The sequence below is a fragment of the Lentibacillus juripiscarius genome (assembly GCF_042685205.1).
Lineage (GTDB): Bacteria > Bacillota > Bacilli > Bacillales > Amphibacillaceae > Lentibacillus > Lentibacillus juripiscarius.
The window spans coordinates 1-19,643 of the sequence record NZ_JBHUNA010000024.1 but is presented as its reverse complement, the minus strand read 5'-3'; the positions used below and the strand labels follow the sequence as shown (position 1 = coordinate 19,643).

Genomic DNA, 19,643 nt, shown 5'->3' with positions numbered 1-19,643 from the left:
CCTTATAAAAACATTCTTAACTTTCTTGTTTCCTTGACTTTTTATCATCATCCTCAATGATACCGAGGACGACATCAGCTATCTCGGAGGTACGCAGCAGCTTTTCACTCAACCGGAATTTTATATCATCTGCCTCAGCTAATGACAGCCCTTTTTCAAGCTCAACCGTACCTTCTACATGGTAATTACGCCCTTCCTGTATAACTCGTATCTCATGTATATCGACCACTTTTTCATGTTCCAGCAGCATATCGGCAATCTTTTTCTCAATCTCCGCCGGTGCTGAAACGCCAATCAACCCAACCATATTATCATATCCGACTCGGAAGGCAACAAACGTCATAAGCACGCCGATCAGCATCGTAAAAATCCCATCCGCTCTAAGCACACCGAAAACCTGGGCCAGCAATACACCAAACAGAGCAAACACGGCACCGGACGTAGCGACAAGATCCTCATAAAATACAAGGCGAGTTGCGGGGGCCGCCTTTTGCGCGCTTTTGAACGCACGCGGCAGTATCCACCCATCATGATCCTTGTCTGTTTCCTTTGTAATTTCTTTCATTGCTTTAATGAGAATATAACCGTCAACGATAAGGGAGGCGACAAGTACCCCGACATTCAGCCAGATATTCCCTGAATCGGGCGGGTTCCGGAACAGATGCCATCCCTCTTTAATCGTTTCATAAGCCATTATCGTCACAACAACAACGGCAACCATACAAAATATGTTAATGACCCTGCCAAAACCTGTCGGGAACCGCTTGGATGGCGGTGTTTCCGCCAGGACGCTTCCAAAAAAGACAAAACCCTGGTTGACCGCATCGGCCAGTGAATGCATGGTTGTCGCGAACATGGAACCGCTCCCACTGAAAAAGGCTGCAACTCCTTTAATAGCAGCCAGAAACGTGTTGCCGAGAGCAGCGAGACCTGAAGATGTATTCCCCTTTTTGATACGCTCTAATAAACCCATAACCGTTCCTCCTGACAGATAAGTGCTGTTATTAGGTAGGATTGTTTTGTCATGGGATTCTATACATGGGAAAAGATTCTCTAACGGGCTCCTAATCGGATTCCGCCTGCTGGCCAGATTTTTCATGTGCCCGCGCAAGCTGTTTCAGCCAAAAAAAACTGAACTGTGAATAGCTCAGTTTTTCTCATCAATATACCGTTTTCCATAGTCCCGGAAAACAAAGTATTTAACCATGAAGAAGCTTGCCAAAAACGAGAGGAACATGGCCAGCCCTTTGGCGACGTTGTAACGGAGCCAATTATTGGTCCCGATAAGTTGCAGGAGTTCATTAGCACCGAGAAAGACGAGATTGCTCACACCAAGACTTACCAGCCCCTGAACAATAAACAATATCCGCTGGCGATTGCTCCCTTTAGCCGATCGTTTGAATGTGATACTCGCATTCCAATAGTAGCTGTTCACCACAGCCAGTATATAAGATATCGTATTATACAGTAAAAGCATTCCTCTATCGTCCGTATGAAATAATATCAGTAAAAGATTCAATGTCCCAATATCAATTGCTGCGTTGGCAAAACCGATGACACCAAACTGCAGAAATTGCATGGGACCTCGTTTTTGTTTATTCTGTGCCATGACTATTCCTCTTCATAAGCCTGTTTTGTCAGGATTATCCGAAGGCACCCTGTCTTACCGGCAATGGATGCAAAAAGCCGGTTGAACATGGACATCCGGTAACACTAACTTTTTGCAAATTTCCTGATACGCACGTTTGTCGCCCAGCTTCCATTCCTGCTTTACAAACTAGAAGGATTAACATTATTCTGCTTTAACGTCATACCTTCTATTCCGGCAATTGCTTTATAGTAATCGAGCACTTGTTTCGACTGCGCCTCCCAGCCCATTTCTGCTATATCGGTATGGGCATTTTTCGCCAGCCGTTTACGCAATGTTTCGTCCGCAAAACGCAAAACCGTATTCGTGAAATCACCCTGTTTATCCTTATCATACAAGAGTCCAGTCCGATTATCTTCAATCTGCTCACAAGTCGGACCACTTTTGGCTGCAACGAGTGGAAGGCCTGATGCCATCGCTTCTGTAATGACGAGTCCAAGCGTTTCTGTTGTCGACGGGAATACAAACACATCAGAGGATGCATATGCCTTTGCAAGCTCCTCCCCGTGCATAAACCCGGTGAACACTGTATCTGTTCCAGCAAAATGCTTTTCCAGCGTCTGGCGGTGCGGTCCATCTCCAGCTATCGCCAGCGCAAACTCATCGGAAGAATCCAGCACAGACTTGATCTTTTCAATTTCCTTCTCCGGAGCAAGGCGGCCGACAAACAGCAGCAGCTTTTTATCCGGCCGTCCGTTCGAAAGCCTGTCCCGCATGTCTTTATCATACTTATCCGGATGGAATAATTCCGTGTCCACTCCACGTTTCCATACGTGCACATTGTGAAAGTCCTGTTCCAGTAATTCTTCCTTCACCGCTTCTGACGTACACAGGTTCAGTTCCGCCTGGTTGTGAAGTTTGCGGAAGTACCACCACAGAAATCCTTTGAACATTGGAACGTTATAATAGTCTGCGTACTTCGGGACCTGTGTGTGGAATGAAGCCAGCATCGGGTACCCGAGCTTGTTGGCATAATAGACACCAGCCATGCCGACCAGTGCCGGATTCACGACATGGACGACATCCGGATCGTATTCTTCCAGCAGCTTCTTCACTTTTCGGGTTGGCAGCGCAAACTTTTTGGAACGGTAAAGAAGGAGTGTCCTGGCCGGGACCCCCTTCACTTCCGCCCCTTCAAATTCATACACGCCAAGGTCCGGTGCAATGACCCGAACATCATGTCCTTCTTTTTGAAAATAGCGGATGCATGCTTTTAAACGGGTGACCACTCCGTCTGTGGAGGGCAAGAATGTTTCTGTGACAATAGCAATTTTCAATTACGACACTTCCTCATCGGTAAAACTACCTAGCGTAAAATTTGCTGTTTCCTATTTCCACGATACTTGCGGCATGACATTTTCTTTAATGACCCGGTCTTTGTGCTGCACGACGGTATGAAGAATTTCTCTGATGACATTATCATCAAGCAAGTGCGGTTCAAGGCCAAGGTCACGCAGTTTGGTGTTTTCCGCCTGGAAGAAATGCTCTTCCAGTTCTACCCGTGGATTTTCGAGATGCGCGATATCCGTCTCAAATCCTTCTTCATGGGCCACTTTTTTCACTTTTTCAGCGAGATCTCCGACCGAGAATTCTTCCGTGAACTGGTTGAACACCCGGAACTCTCCTTTATCTGCCGGATTTTCCGCAGCAATCTCGATACAGCGGACAGTATCCTCGATATTCAAAAAGCCGCGTGTCTGACCACCCTTGCCATAAACCGTCAGATCATGTCCGATGGCAGCCTGAATAATAAAGCGATTAAAGGCCGTACCGAAGACACCATCATAGTCCAGGCGGTTGGTTAAAAGCGGATCCATCTTCGTTTCTTCCGTTTCAAGGCCATATACAACACCCTGGTTCAAGTCCGTTGCCCGAATTCCCCAGATTTTACAGGCAAAGGTAATATTATGGCTGTCATGCACTTTGGAAAGATGATAAAAAGATCCCGGCTGCTTCGGATACGGAAGCACATCTTTTCTGCCTTTGTGCTCAATCTCAATATACCCTTCTTCAATCGGAATATTCGGCGTTCCATATTCGCCCATAGTGCCCAGCTTGATTAAATGGCAATCAGGTACAATCTCTTTAATGCCATAAAGAACATTCAGGTTTCCCGCAACATTATTTGTCTGCGTAAATACCGCATGTTCCCTGTCAATCATCGAATATGGAGCCGAGCGCTGTTCAGCAAAATGTACAAACGCATCCGGCTGTTCCGTCTTTAGAACCTGCCGCAAAAAGTCATAATGGTTTAAATCTCCATCATAGGTACGGATTTCCTTGCCGGTCAATTCTTCCCACTTAGCCGCCCGCTCTTCAAGTGAAGCGATAGGTGTAAGTGAATTAGAATGCAATTCATTATCCATTTCTCTTCTAATCATATTATCAATAATTGCGACATCATGACCCCGCTTTGATAAGTATAAAGCTGTCGGCCACCCACAAAAACCGTCTCCCCCTGCTACTATAATTCTCATGTCTTTACCTCCAGTTTCATTTTTTGCTTTTTATGCCGTTTCACCTTTTATGGTGAACAAGCCATAAAAAACACAATCTCCAAGCACATCCTCTCATAAAAAATTACCATGTTACGAGCTATATTACAAATCATGCAGCAAAATACAGTCAAAATTCTTAACGAATCCGGCTGCATCACCATGTTAATCAGGCCTGCCTCTGAATTGTTTTCAACAATGTCCTGTACGCTTTTGCTTCCTGTTCATTTCCCATTTCCCCGTATACTTTGGACAATCCTTTTAACGGTGCCGGGTCATCCGGTTTCAGCTCCATTTCCCAGCTGAAACATTCAATCGCTTTTGACGGCTGCCCGAATTCATCATACAGCTCTCCAAGCGCCTGCATTTGCTCCAGATCATTAGAAAACCGGTTCATTCTATCCATTTTCAAATAAAGTGGGTGAATGCTTCGGTTATCAATAAATGGCTGCAGCAACGACTTAATATATCCTGGCTCATAGTCCGCCAGTAATATGGAGATATAGGTGTGCAGCAATTCAGTCGCCGGCTCCTGATCGAAAAACGTAATGGACCGAACCAGTGCAGGAAGCAGTTCTGGCGGCATTGAATGGTTTTGAAGATCCAAGTGATGAAGCATCTCCCTAATCGCGGTATACTGTTCGTCTTGCAGTTCTGTATCAAGACCGTTAAGCATTGTCAGCACCTTTTCCACATCATTCGCTTCCGCATACCGGGTCAAAAGTTCCCTTTCCAGCGGTGCAAAGTGTGGCGAATGGTGGTACAGTTTTTCCTGCAATTGCATAATCTGATGTGCATTGAAATGGGATACAGCAATTCTGGTGAGCGATTCATAAACATGTGTGGAAGGATTTTTAGAAAAGTGAATAGAGTATAAAGCGAGCAAATCAATCCAGCGAGATGATTGGTCGAAGCGGGCGATCAGTTTTTGAAAATAGATATCATCATCGCTATTGGCATAAGCGATTTTCTCAAAGTACACAGGGTCAGCGGACAATATAGCTTCATCGAAACGGTCATATTGGTCCCTGTACTGGCTGAAGCTTTTGTCGCTGGACATCTGCCTGACAAAGCTATGGTTGGGAGCAAAGTCCATTAGTATGCGGATAATCTGATACCCATTAAAATTCTTCCCACTCCGGCGGTAGATGTAGAATATCGACTTTATCTCGTCGAACAGCTTTTTTTTAGATATAAATGATTCAAAAAATGTAAGAATAAATGCTTTTTCAGGAAGGGAATACCGCCTATCTAATTCTTTCATTAAAGGCTTAAAGTTAGAAATACGACAAGGTTGGTTGGAGGAAAGCAGTACATCGATAAACGGATGAGGTGCATTAAATACCATACCGTGTTTAAAGGCGGACTCCATAAACGAATAACGCCTCAGCTTTTTTGCTTTTGCGGCGGTGAGGAAGTGATATTTATAGAAAAACAGGTAATATATTTCATTATTCTCGCTCACCGCCTCAATTATTTCAGCTTGTCGATATAACGTTATCCTTTCTGCCTTTAACTGTATGGGCTTTTTCTGACTGCTATAAATGAGAAACTGATCTTGATTCATCTTTTCTCCCCCCTGTTTTTCATACACTATAACATATTAAGATGGAAGTACACTAAGGAATGTGGGTTCTACCCGATGCTATTGGACTTAGTATATTGCTTATTCATGCGCGCGACAGAAAATGCATCAACCACACGAGACATCTGATGGTAACTGAATTGGAACAACGGACTTTGGATGAACGTGAAAATAAATGTAAAAACAAATACAGGACCGGCCAGTACCAAACCGATTACGAGAACGGCGCTCTCCGTAATCATGCGCACTTTGCCAATCGATGCACCAGTTTTATCAGAAATCGAAAGCATAAACCCGTCGCGCGGTCCGGATCCGACCCCTGCAGCATTATAGATACCGCCACCAAACCCCATAATCACGATGCCGGCGGTTATAATCAACGAATCAGCCCACCATTGTCCGGTAGCTTTCGGAAGGAAATCAAGCCACATATAACTGTCCACAAATGCCCCAACAAGAACAGCATTCAAAAATGTGCCAATCTTAATGTATGATTTATCCAGTATCCAGGAAATAACAATCAGTACAAAGGAAATCATAATCTGCCAGGACCCAATTGTCAGACCAGCGATATCAAACATCGCCACATTCAGCACATCCCACGGGTGAATACCCAAATGCTGCATGTTAATCGTTACCGTTATACCCAAACTGAAAATCATGATCCCGATAAAATAAACGAACCAGCGAAATACGTGTACCACAGGAATCAGCCTTCTTTCTAAATAAACAATTATGGAAATATTATTATAACATATTAGAATACTGATTCCTGGTGGGGGGTCGTTATTTTTCAATCCCTGTTTAGCGTATTGTATTTGTCTCCCTTAAACAAACCAATAAAAAAACTGGACAATTTTTATAGTTATTGATACCCTGATAAAGTTACTCTCGTTAACAATTACCCGTGATAACTAATGAGGAGGTGCTTTCCATAAAAACCGGACAACATTTTTTTCATCAACTGATCATGTTGTATCGCCCTTTTGAAAATCAGCTTAATGTGGAACTGAGCAAGCATAACCTGCATCGTGCTCAATGGACGATTTTGTACTACTTGTATAATTATGGATCTGCAACACATGTAGAGATTTCCCATTACCAGGGTGTAGAGAAACCGACTATTACAAGAACCTTCAACAGCCTGGAAGAATTCAATTATGTAGAGCAGATCAAGGGCAAGGATAAGCGCGAAAAACGAATGCAGCTGACAGAGCTCGGCAGAACGATTTATGAGAATGTCCGTAGCACCATTGACCAATTTGAACAAGAGCTTCTAACAGGTATATCAGAAGACGAACAACTGGAAACCATCCGGATAATAAAACAAATTCGAAAAAATCTTATGTAAGGAGATTGTTTTTTGGTGAATGCATCTAAATCTAAATTATGGACGAAAGACTTTATCATTGTATCGTCCGCTAATTTTTTCCTATACTTAGTTTTTTATTTATTATTAGTAACCATGGCTGTCTATGCAGTCGAGCAATTTCATGTTTCCGAAAGCCAGGCTGGGCTTGTAACCGGCATTTTTATTATCGGAACGTTAATCGGAAGGCTATTTATTGGGCGTATGGTCACCTCAATTGGCAATAAGCGAATGTTATTTGCTGGACTGATTTTTTTCATTCTTACTTCCATATTATATTTTATTAATACAGGAATCACGTTTCTGTTAATTACCCGTTTATTGCATGGAATTGCACTGGGGATGGCAAGCACCGCAACAGGTACAATTGTCGCCGAAGTGATACCGGAAGAAAGAAAAGGGGAAGGAATCGGCTTTTACAGCATGAGCATTACACTAGCTACAGCAATTGGCCCTTTCATTGGACTCTACATGAGTCAGCATACTGGTTATCAGTCGATTTTTAGCTTTTGTCTTGCCTTGGGAATCATTAGTTTCTTAATTGCAATCTTTTTAAACGTTCCAGTAGCCGATAAACCGGTAAAAGATACTGAAACAAATAAATGGAAGCTTTCCAGTTTCATAGAACCAAGTGCATTGCCGATTGCGTTCGTCGTACTGATTATTTCCCTTGGATACTCCAGCGTCCTTTCATTTATTAACTTTTATGCAGTTGAAATTGATCTGGTCGAAATGGCAAGTCTGTTTTTTGTTGTCTATGCAGTCGCAATATTAATTTCACGCCCATTCACAGGACGATTAATGGACTTGAAGGGAGCAAACTCCGTCATGTATCCAGCTTTTTTCCTATTCGCAGCGGGATTACTGCTTTTAAGTACAGCAGAAACCGGCATTACCCTGCTACTAGCCGGCGTTCTTATTGGCCTCGGATTTGGTAATATGCAATCAACCACCCAAGCCATTGCAGTGAAAGTAACACCGCCCCAACGGGTAGGGCTGGCAACATCAACCTACTATATCTCACTCGATGCCGGACTTGGGTTTGGACCGTACTTGCTCGGATTCATCATCCCATTAATCGGATACCAAAACCTTTATATTTTAATGGGTGTGCTGGTTTTCCTAACGACGGCTCTTTATTACTTTATGCATGGAAGAAAAGAAAGCTCAGTTTTGAGGAGCCTCAGCTCTGGCACACCAAATACAAAAGCGGAATGAGTTATAGAAATATGATTGGTACGCCACCTCTTCCCTGATTCAAACCGACTCCTGATTTCTCCTTTACATTATTTGTGTACTTCAGTTCAGACTAAGGGAAAAGGAGGGTTTCAATGAGTACTGATAAAGGTAAAAAGAAAAAAAACAAGAACAAAGAGGAATTAAACGCCATGAAAGGTGGTAAAGAAAGACATCGCCGAAATCGGTCTTAAATAGGATAGTTTTATAATGACGCCCCCCTAAAATTCACCAAAAGGCGTTAAGGTGGTTAGCCATACAAATTAAAAATCAAGGAATCCGCAATTGGATTTTCCTTGATTTTTAATTTTCACTGCAATTTTGATTGGTTACTTATAGTAAGTGTCAAAAAGGATAAAAAGGACCGGTCGACTAAGGTCTCAACGTCCTGTTGCAACACCGACACTAGTACGTCCTGTGCGTCGAAAGCCTTGCCCCTTTCCAATAAGAAACTATTCTCCTTTCACCCTACTAATCGAATGAAAATTGTATTTGGTGTCATCATTTTTCCAAAAAGTTTACAAGGAGTGGCATGATGCTCCCTTCCATCGCACCAGAGAATTTTTAACAAAACATTTGTTCGATTCGTGTGACTGTGCTATAATAATGTCAGAAAACATCGACGCGAAACCTCTCTGTTTTAGATCCTTTAAGATTTCAACTCCCATCACGAAGGGCCATCCTTATGACACGGAACAATTTGCAATAGGCAGACCCAGAAATTTCTTATGTAATACGGCAGCGCTTAGTCGTGTGAAGTCAAATTTGTGAATATTTTAAAAATAGGAGGAGCACAAAATGGGCGTTTATATTTTTATGGATATTTTACCGGACAATATTGGCAAAAAAGAGTGGGAGCGTGTTTACCAGGAATCCCTGGATTTAATCAACGCCTACCCGTTCATGGATAGTACGATTGACAACGAAACATACGGAGTTCCCTGGAGATATGTTCATCGTCCGAAAGAAGAGGAAATAGAAATCGGCTACAACAAGGAATTTCACCTGGGATGGCATGTATTTGGCGATTACAATACGATGCTGTCTGCAGAATCATTTAGTCTATTCAGGAATATTGAAAGTTATCGTGAAGAAATAAATACGAATGAACACAGCGATGATATTTTAGCCGCGTTGATAAATCAGAAAGTGTTTCATAATCAGGAAAAGTTTCGTATTCCTGTAAACAGCACGCGTGTGTTTGATGGTAAAACACAAGGATTGCCATATCATATTTATTTGCTGGCGGTAGCCTGTCTTCTTGAAAGCCGGTTTCCGAAACAGGTGGCAGTTCAGGGTGATATATCAATCGGTCAAATGAAAAAGGCAATCGATTGGGCAAATACAATCCTTCATAAACCGATACAATTAACGGAGCGGGTAAATAACAAAAGATTGCTGGATCGCATAAGAGATATCGTCCGGAATGATGTTACTGCACTAAAATCGTTTATGAGATTAATTATGCATGAAAATAATTTTGCTTTGGGCGAATTTGTGCGGGATCAATTTTGCCCATCGACCATTAGCGCGTATTATACAGAACGATTTAATGAATACGATGTTAATATGGCTGGATTTCATGATTTACTAAGCAGTTTCTTTAATCTTGGGTTTGGTATTGAAACAGCTTGCGATATTGGTGTTCTTGATCCGGATGGTTGCCGTTACAACGCAAAGGATTTTGCCGAGACTGTTTTATCGATGGGGTGGATTGGCGGGGAAAATTATGCGGAGAATGTAATGCCACTCGCACATAATGACCCGGAAAGTGAAGAACCTGAAACAGTTCATTCACAATTCGGAAAGGCATTAATAAAAATGTCGGGCTTTCAGGAGCACATAAAGTCAAATCTGTCCCTTGATGACGTTGGAGCAATTCTACAGTCCAAACTCGGACATTTAGTTGAGATTGAACCCCTGTTAAACCATGAAAAAAACGAGAATGACAGGGAACTTGATACTACTGCTGAACTTTTTTCGAGACTGATGGAAGATACGGCTGAAGAAAGATCCGAAAGCCCAGAATATACAATTGATGATCCGGATTATCTAATTCTCTGGAAAAAAGAGGATCATTTACATCCCCGCATTGAGGATGGTATCAAACGATTAAAGGAATTTATCAGTGAGTTCATAAAAAATAACAGCGATTTGTTTGATGAATTCCATCGTAATACTGATCGTGAAAAAATACAGAAGCTTATCAAAGCGAATACCTATTTCCATATACGGAAGGAAACATGGGACTATTATATCGAAAACCTCTATCAAACGGACATGATCAATGCTGTCCTATGTATACTTGGTATTAAAGCAGAAGAGATTAGTATTAACAGATTTTGCAAAGCTGTCGTAAATAACGTGGATTTACTGCAGGAATACATTCTTAATCCGAAATCATAAAACTTCTCGTTTTCAATAAGGAAATGAACGATATCGTGAAAGGTCCAGGAAGCTGAAATTTTTTGACACACACAGCTTATTTGCATCTCAATATGGGTGAATCGTCACTGTACAAAGAGGAACTTTCTTTTTCCAAAACAGCACAATACCGCAGGTCCTGGTACCTGTTACTTTAAATGAAAAACCCGCCGCTTCACTCTCTTATGAGGTAATAAGCGGCGGGTTGTGTAGTAAATTCAGGGCATAGTGTGAATCTCACACAAAATAAAAACCAATCCCCATTATTAAATAAGCGGACAATAATACTGCTCCGTCAAACCAATTTGAATCGCCATCATTTGAAAGTATAGTCATCAACAATACTGCTGCCACCATACTAATTAATTCAGGCCACGTGAAAACAAGTGACATCGATGTTGAAAAGATAAGTGACAGCAAAACAAGAATCGGCAGAACAAACATTGCTACTTGAAGTGTTGAGCCGACAGCAATTTCCATAGCTACTTCCATTTTATTTTTATAAGCCATGATGACTGCTGATGCATGTTCTGCAGCATTTCCAACGATTGCTACAATAATAACGCCAATAAATAATTCTGACCATCCAAACGCCTCTCCGACCACATCGAATGTGTCAACAAGATGTTCTGAGACATAGGCAACAGCTATAGTTGCAATTGCCAATATCACCATTGCTTTTATTTTGCCCCATTCTGGATTTTCTTCTTCCTGATGGCTCCCATTTGTTTTATCATTATTCTGGTAAACACCGCGATGTGTTACAAATTTAAATAGCAGCGCTGCCAAATATAACAGGATTAAAATGATGGAAATACCAACGCTAATGATCATTGTTTCCTGGTCATTCATCGTATGTGTAAATACTTCTGGAATAACAAATGCGACAATGACAGCAAAAATAAGCAGTCCTGCGTTATGCTGTGCCTCCTGCACGTTGAAAGATTGGCGTTTATATTTCAAACCACCAACAAAAAAAGAAAGACCGGCCACAAGAAGTAAATTTCCCAATACCGACCCCGTCAATGAGGCTAAAACAATACTAATAAGCCCCGCTTTAAGCGCAAAAATCGAAATAATCAGTTCCACAGCATTACCAAACGTCGCATTGAGTAAACCGCCTATTCTCGGTCCCATAACGATTGCCAGGCTTTCAGTCGCCCTTCCGATAATAGCAGCTAAAGCAATAATTGTTAAACAGTACACGATAAACATGATTAAAGCTGACCAATGAAAGATGGATCCAGCGACTGAGATTGGCACTCCAATCACGCCTAGAACTGTTAATATTTTATCCATCATTCAGATCCCTGCCTTCCTTATCCGTTAAAAATAGAATAACCATATAAGGGTGATATTATGAACAGGGAGCAATTTAAACAAGATTATTTCGATTCAAGCCGCTTAATGCCGGACTTCCCCATATTGATGTTATACCACAGGGTTTCTACATCATTTCCCAATCACGAAACAATACCCTCCCCTGATACAACAACCCTAAGCATTAAGTTTATTCTTCCTTTCAAAAATCAATTTTACAAGATTGGCTTCTCTGTTGTTACATCCTGTATTTTAACATAATGCAGAATATTATGTTGTTTATATTTTTACATCTCCTTTTTTATCAAAGTTAAAGTATAATAAAAAAAGGTGAACATAATACACAGTCCTATACTCTTTCATTTCTGAGGTGATCTGTTTATGGTTAAGCAGGAATTAATCGATTTATTAATAGAAAGAACTGCTGAACATGCAAATAAGAATAATCAAAAATATATTCAACAAGTGGCAGTCTGGATTTCAAAAGTATTTTTAACTCGAACAAGAACAGATATTACGTTTGAATTTGATCCGCCATGGGATACATCCGGTGAAACCAACAATACAAAAAGCACATTTAATGTTAAAGATTATACATCTTTAGATAGTTTTATAGAAAATGAATATAATGGTTTAAGCCATCCGTCTTTTGTAGACGGAATGGGTATGTTTCATGACTATTACTCAAGTGAGCTGCATGATTTCACGGGGTCATGGGTTGCTATACAAGTGGAAGAAACAATCGCACAACTTTTGGCAGAAGAAAATGAACTACTTCTTGAATATGCAAAGTTAAGAGAACAAGAAGCAAATAAAACAAACCAGTATTTAACATTAACAGGACAATATCAGACAGCATCTGAGATTGCACAATTAATTTATGATGATGATATTATTGGAGATTTTATTGTTACTGAATATCCAATAGAACTCGAACAAAAAGTTGGAAAGATGGACATTAAATTTTTATTGAAACTTGGCCATAGTCAAGCAAAAGAAGAAGTAAGGCAAGAAACAATCGCAAGACAAAAAAGAGCAGAAGAGCTAAGGGTCAATCAAGAAAAAGCAGAAGAGTGCTGGAACAGAATTTGTAAACTTCTTAAAATCAGGTATCAAAAAAACATTCCCCAAAAGATCAAAAAACCTTATTTTGACAAATTTGTCTACCCAATTTTAGAGGATATCTATAGGGAAGGTGAGGATGTTTTAACTATTCGTTTACTTGGAGAATGTTTAAGTTTTAGATTTTCAAACTCGGTCGCTTTCAAATTAAGCCATTTCAAAACAATTGAATAAAGTGAAGCTTCATTATGGCTCATTCGTATCACGGACAACGATGTGAAGGTAGGTTCGTTTCACTTTGTTATCGATTCTTTCTGTTAACACCGCCAAGAGGCACTTGATGTGCTAAATATCATAAGACGGTCTTGTTAACCGGTCGTCGTCCTAACCTCAGGCATTCACACCCGCCTAAAAAGCCACATATGCTGTCATTGGAAAGTGGTTGATTTATTTCTATATTCCTGGAGGAGAAATATTAATCATGGAATTAACATTGGCACATTGGTTATATTTAGCTGGGACATTGTTGATCATTCTAACGATGTTGTTCAGACAAAATGTTGTCGTTCCGGCATTAGTCATGAGTTTTTTCGTCGCTTGGTCCTTTACTGGGTCTTTCATGGATGGTATTCAGGCAATTTTCAATGCAAACTTAACTGCCGCAGCTGAGCTGTTTAACATCTTCTTAATCATCGCAATTATGACAGCACTGCTAAGGTCAATTAAGTCAATTGGCGCTGAGGAGCAAATGGTTCTTCCTTTCCAAAAAGTAATGAAAAACGGAACATTATCTTTTTGGGTACTTGTCGTCGTCACGTACTTTTTATCGTTATTCTTCTGGCCAGCACCAGCAGTTCCACTGATTGGAGCACTATTAATTCCAGTAGCTATTCAAGCTGGACTTTCACCAATCGGGGCTGCGGTTGCGATTTCACTTGCTGGTCATGGGATGGCACTATCATCCGACTTTATTCTGAAAGTTGCACCCGAATTAACTGCTTCCAGCAGCAGTGTACTTAAAGCTAGTGCTATTGGGGAGCAAACATTAATTTTGTCCCTGGTTACCGGGGCAGTTTCTCTAACCATTGCTTATTTGATTGTTCGCAAATCCATTAAAAAACCAGCGAAACAAAACCTTACCGAATGGGAACATAGCGGAGACAATGACTTAAACATTAGTGCAGATGAAACCGAAGTTAAAAAAGGTAAATACAGTCCAGTGTTTGCTTTTCTCGTTCCTGCAATCTTTGTAGTCATTGTCACGTATGTAGTTGTGGCAACATTCTCTGATGTCGTACCAGCAATTGAAGAAGGGGCTGGTTCTTCCCTTGTTGGCGGTACAGCGATCCTCTTAATTATTATCATGTCACTGTTCCGCGACTACAAAAAAACGTTACAGGAAGTTAGCGATCATATCGTTAACGGCTTCGTATTTGCCTTTAAAGTAATGGGTCTCGTTATCCCTGTTGCCGCGTTTTTCTTTATTGGAAGCGGCGAGCTGGCAGGTCAGATTTTCGGTACAGACCCAGAAACGACACCTTCTTTCCTATTTGACTTAGTTCAGGAAAGTCAGGCGTATATTCCAAATAACGGCTTCTTCACAGCATTAGGTGTGTTGATTTTAGGGATGGTTTCCGGTCTTGATGGGTCTGGATTCTCTGCCCTGCCATTAATCGGTTCGCTTTCAGAAGCATTGGCTTCATCAACGGGAATGGACCCAACAACACTTGCTTCCATCGGCCAAATCGGTGCCATTTGGGTAGGCGGCGGTACACTTGTCGCATGGTCACCAATCATCGCCATCGCAGGCTTTGCCAAAATATCCGTCATTGACCTAGTCCGAAAAAGCTTTATCCCTGTCATCATTGGTCTTCTTGTTACAATGGTTTGTGCATTGCTGTTCTTCTAAAAGTCATTGTTGATATATTCTCCTTGAATGCTCGATAGGAGGATTTTACCTAAGAATTAATGGCATCCTGTTTCGTACGGGATGCCATTTTATAATGCCCCCCTCAAAACTGATGCTTGAACCCGAAATGGCCTTGTGATAGATGCTGATCGTACACTCCGGTTGAATCCAAACACCACTTTAAAAGCTCCCGGTTGTAACATGGCCGTTCATAGGCGTTATAATAACAACCTTAATGACAATATGGTAGTATATTAGCATATACACCAAGTTTAGAGCAGATATCCAAAAAACAGAGGGAGGCAAATAATGACAAGCCAGATACCTGAAATCACACTGAATGACGGCACGCGTATACCGGCAATTGGCTTCGGGACGTATAAACTGTGGGGAAATGACGGTGCAGCCGCTATTGCCGGTGCGATTGACAATGGCTATCGTTTGATTGATTCAGCCTACAATTATGAAAATGAGGGGACAGTCGGGGCAGCACTACAGCGGACATCCGTACCACGGGAGGAATTGCGCATTGCATCGAAACTTCCTGGACGTTACCATACTTATGAGAAAGCTGTGAAGGCTATTCAAGAATCACTTTACCGGGCTAGCCTGGATTATTATGATCTATATCTGATCCATTGGCCAAATCCTAATCAGGATCACTATGTTGAAGCATGGCAAGCCCTGATTGATGCAAAAAAATGGGGATTGATCCGCTCCATCGGTGTTTCGAACTTTTTGCCGGAGCACATGGAACGGCTTGAAAAAGAGACAGGCGTACTGCCAAGCATTAATCAAGTCGAGCTTCATCCTTTCTTTAATCAGAAACAGCAACGCCAATGGCACGATGAACACGGTGTGGCAACTGAATCGTGGAGTCCGTTAGCGCGTACGAATGATGTATTCAGTAACGATACGATCAAACTAGTCGCGGACAAACATAACAAGACTGCTTCACAGGTTATCCTGCGCTGGCATTATCAGCTCGGTTCTGTACCTATTCCAAAATCCGCATCACCAAAACGACAACTGGAAAACCTGTCAATCTTTGATTTTAATTTGGATAATGATGATATGGTGGCATTCGACAAACTGACACGCCCGGATGGCCGTATGAATAATCAGGATCCTGCTGTTTATGAAGAATTCTAAGAGAATCTATTAAAAAACAAAAGGCTGCTCTTTCGCTATATCGCTAGCGGAAGAGCAACCAATGTAAAACATCATTTATGAAGTATTGTTTGACAGATGCTTAGCGAGTTTCTGCCTGCCTCGACTTGGAGGAATAAACCTGAAATAGGGTATATGCCATAAAGGATAGGAAAACACCGGAAATATAAGGTAAACCAATAGTGATGGAATACAGTAGTCCTCCCAGCACGGGTCCTATAATTCTCCCGAGTGAATCAAATGAAGATAAGTATCCAGTTACAATTCCATGTCCTGTTTTACTTTGCTTTGTTAGTAAGGAAGAAACGCTAGGCCTGATTACACCATTTCCGATGCCAAAGACGGCCAGGAAAATAGCAGCAGTAGTGAAGTTTTGGGTGAAAAGGATAAGTCCAAAACCAATCGCTGAAATGAGAATACCCATCTGAATAATGACCGCTTCCCCATATTTTTTTGTTAATCTTCCCATTGATCCTTGAACAGCTGCACTAGCCAGTCCCATAATCATAAAAATATAACCTAATGTGACGGCACCAAGTCCTGCCGTTTCTGCTGCAAAATAAGCAAACGTTGCTTCTAGACCGGATAACGACAGTGAAATAAAAAATTGCAGAAAATATAGCATCGATAATGGTCCACGAAAAACTTTTGCCCATGATAATTTATTTTTCGGTGTGGCTTTATTTGTTGAAAGATGTATTGATTCTTTTAGCACAAATAAAACCAGAATCATTGTTAAGAATGATAAAATCCCGGATATATAAAAAGGGGCTTGTAAGTTTATATTTGTGAAAACCCCGCCAATTGCCGGCCCGCAAATAAAACCAAGTCCAGTGGCAGCCCCTATGATTCCCATTCCCTTCCCACGTTCTTCATCTGCCGTTATGTCTGCAACATAAGCTTGCACCGTTGGCATATTTGCAGCTGATAATATACCGCCAATAATCCTGGCAGCAAATAGCATCCATAAATTTGCAGACAGCGCCAGCATGAAAAAAGATAGGGAGAGTCCAAAAATACCGATCATAATCACCGGCTTACGACCAACTCTGTCAGAAATCCGCCCCCACATTGGTGCAAATATAAACTGCATGAACGAATAAACAGCCATTAGTAACCCAAGTTCAGTAGGTGTGGCTCCCAGTTCCTCTGCATAAAATGGGAGGACCGGAATAATAATCCCAAAGCCAACCATGACAAGAAACATAACTAAAAAAAGAGTAGGTAGTACTTTATTTAACTTCAATATAATTCCACCCTTATTGTTGTAACAAATATTACTGTCAACATTAACTAGTCTAGTCAAATCAGAATTTATTATATCATATAATGCTAGATTCGTTTTCCGTTTCGTTTAATGCAGCCAACGACAGCGCCGAGTCCGCCACCAGGTGAAACGGGAGCTCTTCAACGTCTGACAGATTTGAACTACGACGGTGTTAAGTCATTGCTTCTACGGCTGCCCGTAGAAAAATGCCTCCCCTCTGTTCATACAAAGGAAAGACGTTTAGGCATACGACTAATTTTCGTACAATCTTCCGTGAAAAGACACGAAAAAACGACGTCCTAGTCCGCTAGAACGCCGTCATAATAACGTTTATGGAGATACCGATGGTGGGGCTCGAACCCACACTCCCGTAGGAACACGATTTTGAGTCGTGCGCGTCTGCCAATTCCGCCACATCGGCGTATAGTTCAATTTTGGAGGCGGTAACCGGATTCGAACCGGTGATAAAGGTTTTGCAGACCTCTGCCTTACCACTTGGCTATACCGCCAAAAGGAAAGATAAAAGAAAATGGAGCGGAAGACGGGATTCGAACCCGCGACCCCCACCTTGGCAAGGTGGTGTTCTACCACTGAACTACTTCCGCTTGTAATGGCTGGGCTACCAGGATTCGAACCTGGGAATCACGGGATCAAAACCCGATGCCTTACCGCTTGGCTATAGCCCAATATAATAATTGTAATGGGGCGACCGGTGGGGATCGAACCCACGAATGCCGGAGCCACAATCCGGTGCGTTAACCACTTCGCCACGACCGCCATAATGTAAATTATGGCAGGGGTAGTAGGAATCGAACCCACATCAAAGGTTTTGGAGACCTTCGTTTTGCCATTAAACTATACCCCTATGAAATAAATGGTGGAGGGGGAGGGACTCGAACCCCCGAACCCTGAGGGAGCGGATTTACAGTCCGCCGCGTTTGGCCAACTTCGCTACCCCTCCATATTGACTTAACTTCAAAATGGTGGCTCGAGACGGAATCGAACCGCCGACACACGGATTTTCAGTCCGTTGCTCTACCGACTGAGCTATCGAGCCGTGAAATAACATTCTATGTATTATTTATACTTTTTAAAATGGCGGTCCGGACGGGACTCGAACCCGCGACCTCCTGCGTGACAGGCAGGCATTCTAACCAACTGAACTACCGGACCAGATTAAATCATTTTGGTTGCACTCCAAAGCACTACTATATTCAATTAACATTGATGTCTATTCGGCGTAGTGAATTGAATTATTTTGGTTGCGGGGGCAAGATTTGAACTTGCGACCTTCGGGTTATGAGCCCGACGAGCTACCAGACTGCTCCACCCCGCGATATGAATAAGAAGAAATATGGTGGAGGATGCAGGGTTCGAACCTGCGACCCCTTGCTTGTAAGGCAAGTGCTCTCCCGGCTGAGCTAATCCTCCGACGCACAGGATGTGCGATTGCATGTAAATGACATGCTTACATCTATATCCTTGAAATAGGTGATGACCCGTACGGGACTCGAACCCGTGTTACCGCCGTGAAAGGGCGGTGTCTTAACCGCTTGACCAACGGGCCAGGATTTAAAATCTCAATGGCGGAGAGCGAGGGATTCGAACCCTCGAGACCACGATAGCGGCCTACACGATTTCCAATCGTGCTCCTTCGACCACTCGGACAGCTCTCCATGGCTCCACAGGCAGGATTCGAACCTGCGACCGATCGGTTAACAGCCGATAGCTCTACCACTGAGCTACTGTGGAATAATCCAAATGGAATTGCCTGGCGGCGTCCTACTCTCGCAGGGGCAAGGCCCCAACTACCATCGGCGCTGGAGAGCTTAACTTCTGTGTTCGGCATGGGAACAGGTGTATCCTCTCCGCTATTGCCGCCAGACCTGAATTTGTTAATGGTTTTGCCATCCGCAAGGTAGAAGTGAGTAGTCAAAGCCACTCCCGTAACCAAGTGATCGGCTGATTTCTTCATGCCAATAAACATTATAAAGGTTTTTTAGAAAAAATCAAGGGTAAATTTTAAAAAGTTACACCCTAAAAACTAAATAAGAGCGTTATTCAAGCGACATAATGATTAGTTAAGTCCTCGATCGATTAGTATCCGTCAGCTGCACGTGTCACCACGCTTCCACCCCGGACCTATCAACCTCATCGT

14 protein-coding genes, 14 tRNA genes and 1 rRNA gene are annotated in these 19,643 nt (G+C 42.2%); 6 read left to right on the top strand and 23 right to left on the bottom strand.

Annotated features, from left to right (window positions below; all coding sequences use genetic code 11):
• Positions 1–16 precede the first annotated feature (16 nt).
• The 6 genes from ACFSUO_RS11360 to ACFSUO_RS11335 form a co-directional block, all read right to left on the bottom strand.
• Positions 17–973, bottom strand: coding sequence for a cation diffusion facilitator family transporter (locus ACFSUO_RS11360; RefSeq protein WP_382394126.1), 957 nt, complete (start codon positions 971–973; stop codon positions 17–19).
• A gap of 174 nt (positions 974–1,147) precedes the next feature.
• The gene (locus ACFSUO_RS11355) at positions 1,148–1,609 is read right to left on the bottom strand and encodes a GtrA family protein (RefSeq protein ID WP_382394124.1); all 462 of its coding nucleotides are present in this window, start codon (positions 1,607–1,609) and stop codon (positions 1,148–1,150) included.
• A gap of 161 nt (positions 1,610–1,770) precedes the next feature.
• Complete coding sequence (locus tag ACFSUO_RS11350) at positions 1,771–2,925, bottom strand: glycosyltransferase family 4 protein (protein WP_382394122.1); 1,155 nt, start codon at positions 2,923–2,925, stop codon at positions 1,771–1,773.
• A 51-nt stretch (positions 2,926–2,976) separates the two neighbouring features.
• Positions 2,977–4,125, bottom strand: coding sequence for an NAD-dependent epimerase/dehydratase family protein (locus tag ACFSUO_RS11345; protein WP_382394120.1), 1,149 nt, complete (start codon positions 4,123–4,125; stop codon positions 2,977–2,979).
• Between the two features lie 187 nt (positions 4,126–4,312).
• On the bottom strand, positions 4,313–5,710 hold the full coding sequence (locus ACFSUO_RS11340; protein ID WP_382394118.1) for a tetratricopeptide repeat protein: 1,398 nt from the start codon (positions 5,708–5,710) through the stop codon (positions 4,313–4,315).
• Between the two features lie 68 nt (positions 5,711–5,778).
• A complete protein-coding gene (locus ACFSUO_RS11335) occupies positions 5,779–6,432 on the bottom strand; it encodes a YczE/YyaS/YitT family protein (RefSeq protein WP_382394116.1) in 654 nt (217 codons plus the stop codon).
• 266 nt (positions 6,433–6,698) lie between these two features.
• Between ACFSUO_RS11335 and ACFSUO_RS11330 the strand changes: the two genes are divergently transcribed.
• From ACFSUO_RS11330 to ACFSUO_RS11320, 3 genes are all read left to right on the top strand, one after another.
• Positions 6,699–7,079 (top strand): MarR family winged helix-turn-helix transcriptional regulator, encoded by a 381-nt coding sequence (locus ACFSUO_RS11330; RefSeq protein ID WP_382394114.1) that lies wholly within the window; start codon positions 6,699–6,701, stop codon positions 7,077–7,079.
• Between the two features lie 15 nt (positions 7,080–7,094).
• Entirely contained in the window at positions 7,095–8,315 is a 1,221-nt protein-coding gene (locus tag ACFSUO_RS11325; RefSeq protein ID WP_382394112.1) for an MFS transporter, read from the top strand.
• An 816-nt stretch (positions 8,316–9,131) separates the two neighbouring features.
• Positions 9,132–10,739 carry a hypothetical protein gene (locus tag ACFSUO_RS11320; RefSeq protein ID WP_382394110.1) on the top strand — a complete coding sequence of 536 codons (1,608 nt, stop codon included), beginning with the start codon at positions 9,132–9,134 and terminating at the stop codon, positions 10,737–10,739.
• Positions 10,740–10,994: 255 nt separating this feature from the next.
• Here the strand turns inward: ACFSUO_RS11320 and cax are convergent, their stop codons facing one another.
• Positions 10,995–12,059 carry a calcium/proton exchanger gene (gene cax, locus ACFSUO_RS11315; protein ID WP_382394108.1) on the bottom strand — a complete coding sequence of 355 codons (1,065 nt, stop codon included), beginning with the start codon at positions 12,057–12,059 and terminating at the stop codon, positions 10,995–10,997.
• A gap of 399 nt (positions 12,060–12,458) precedes the next feature.
• Here cax and ACFSUO_RS11310 point away from each other — a divergent pair, with 399 nt between their 5' ends.
• The 3 genes from ACFSUO_RS11310 to ACFSUO_RS11300 all read left to right on the top strand — a co-directional run bounded on the left by ACFSUO_RS11310 (position 12,459) and on the right by ACFSUO_RS11300 (position 16,200).
• Complete coding sequence (locus ACFSUO_RS11310; RefSeq protein ID WP_382394106.1) at positions 12,459–13,373, top strand: hypothetical protein; 915 nt, start codon at positions 12,459–12,461, stop codon at positions 13,371–13,373.
• 247 nt (positions 13,374–13,620) lie between these two features.
• Positions 13,621–15,048, top strand: a complete 1,428-nt coding sequence (locus ACFSUO_RS11305; RefSeq protein ID WP_382394104.1) for a hypothetical protein — start codon at positions 13,621–13,623, stop codon at positions 15,046–15,048.
• Positions 15,049–15,357: 309 nt separating this feature from the next.
• Positions 15,358–16,200 carry an aldo/keto reductase gene (locus ACFSUO_RS11300; protein WP_382394102.1) on the top strand — a complete coding sequence of 281 codons (843 nt, stop codon included), beginning with the start codon at positions 15,358–15,360 and terminating at the stop codon, positions 16,198–16,200.
• Positions 16,201–16,300: 100 nt separating this feature from the next.
• Here the strand turns inward: ACFSUO_RS11300 and ACFSUO_RS11295 are convergent, their stop codons facing one another.
• From ACFSUO_RS11295 to rrf, 16 genes are all read right to left on the bottom strand, one after another.
• A complete protein-coding gene (locus ACFSUO_RS11295; protein ID WP_382394100.1) occupies positions 16,301–17,464 on the bottom strand; it encodes an MFS transporter in 1,164 nt (387 codons plus the stop codon).
• Positions 17,465–17,824: 360 nt separating this feature from the next.
• Positions 17,825–17,906 (bottom strand) — tRNA-Leu (locus ACFSUO_RS11290).
• 14 nt (positions 17,907–17,920) lie between these two features.
• A tRNA-Cys gene (locus tag ACFSUO_RS11285) sits at positions 17,921–17,994 on the bottom strand.
• A gap of 21 nt (positions 17,995–18,015) precedes the next feature.
• Positions 18,016–18,090 (bottom strand) — tRNA-Gly (locus tag ACFSUO_RS11280).
• Positions 18,091–18,096: 6 nt separating this feature from the next.
• Positions 18,097–18,171 (bottom strand) — tRNA-Gln (locus tag ACFSUO_RS11275).
• Between the two features lie 15 nt (positions 18,172–18,186).
• Positions 18,187–18,262: transfer RNA gene (locus tag ACFSUO_RS11270), tRNA-His, on the bottom strand.
• Between the two features lie 14 nt (positions 18,263–18,276).
• Positions 18,277–18,350 (bottom strand) — tRNA-Trp (locus ACFSUO_RS11265).
• A gap of 10 nt (positions 18,351–18,360) precedes the next feature.
• A tRNA-Tyr gene (locus ACFSUO_RS11260) sits at positions 18,361–18,446 on the bottom strand.
• Positions 18,447–18,466: 20 nt separating this feature from the next.
• Positions 18,467–18,542, bottom strand: a tRNA-Phe gene (locus tag ACFSUO_RS11255).
• Between the two features lie 39 nt (positions 18,543–18,581).
• Positions 18,582–18,658 (bottom strand) — tRNA-Asp (locus tag ACFSUO_RS11250).
• Between the two features lie 86 nt (positions 18,659–18,744).
• Positions 18,745–18,821, bottom strand: a tRNA-Met gene (locus tag ACFSUO_RS11245).
• 19 nt (positions 18,822–18,840) lie between these two features.
• Positions 18,841–18,916: transfer RNA gene (locus tag ACFSUO_RS11240), tRNA-Val, on the bottom strand.
• Positions 18,917–18,980: 64 nt separating this feature from the next.
• Positions 18,981–19,052: transfer RNA gene (locus tag ACFSUO_RS11235), tRNA-Glu, on the bottom strand.
• A gap of 17 nt (positions 19,053–19,069) precedes the next feature.
• Positions 19,070–19,161: transfer RNA gene (locus ACFSUO_RS11230), tRNA-Ser, on the bottom strand.
• 1 nt (position 19,162) lies between these two features.
• A tRNA-Asn gene (locus tag ACFSUO_RS11225) sits at positions 19,163–19,237 on the bottom strand.
• Between the two features lie 17 nt (positions 19,238–19,254).
• Positions 19,255–19,370, bottom strand: a 5S ribosomal RNA gene (gene rrf, locus ACFSUO_RS11220).
• Positions 19,371–19,643 lie beyond the last annotated feature (273 nt).

Bases quoted from the DNA above. Each gene is read 5' to 3' on its own strand.
- ACFSUO_RS11360 (WP_382394126.1), bottom strand. From the start codon at position 973: ATGGGTTTATTAGAGCGTATCAAAAAGGGGAATACATCTTCAGGTCTC.
- ACFSUO_RS11355 (WP_382394124.1), bottom strand. From the start codon at position 1,609: ATGGCACAGAATAAACAAAAACGAGGTCCCATGCAATTTCTGCAGTTT.
- ACFSUO_RS11345 (WP_382394120.1), bottom strand. From the start codon at position 4,125: ATGAGAATTATAGTAGCAGGGGGAGACGGTTTTTGTGGGTGGCCGACA.
- ACFSUO_RS11340 (WP_382394118.1), bottom strand. From the start codon at position 5,710: ATGAATCAAGATCAGTTTCTCATTTATAGCAGTCAGAAAAAGCCCATA.
- ACFSUO_RS11330 (WP_382394114.1), top strand. From the start codon at position 6,699: ATGTTGTATCGCCCTTTTGAAAATCAGCTTAATGTGGAACTGAGCAAG.
- ACFSUO_RS11320 (WP_382394110.1), top strand. From the start codon at position 9,132: ATGGGCGTTTATATTTTTATGGATATTTTACCGGACAATATTGGCAAA.
- cax (WP_382394108.1), bottom strand. From the start codon at position 12,059: ATGATGGATAAAATATTAACAGTTCTAGGCGTGATTGGAGTGCCAATC.
- ACFSUO_RS11310 (WP_382394106.1), top strand. From the start codon at position 12,459: ATGGTTAAGCAGGAATTAATCGATTTATTAATAGAAAGAACTGCTGAA.
- ACFSUO_RS11305 (WP_382394104.1), top strand. From the start codon at position 13,621: ATGGAATTAACATTGGCACATTGGTTATATTTAGCTGGGACATTGTTG.
- ACFSUO_RS11300 (WP_382394102.1), top strand. From the start codon at position 15,358: ATGACAAGCCAGATACCTGAAATCACACTGAATGACGGCACGCGTATA.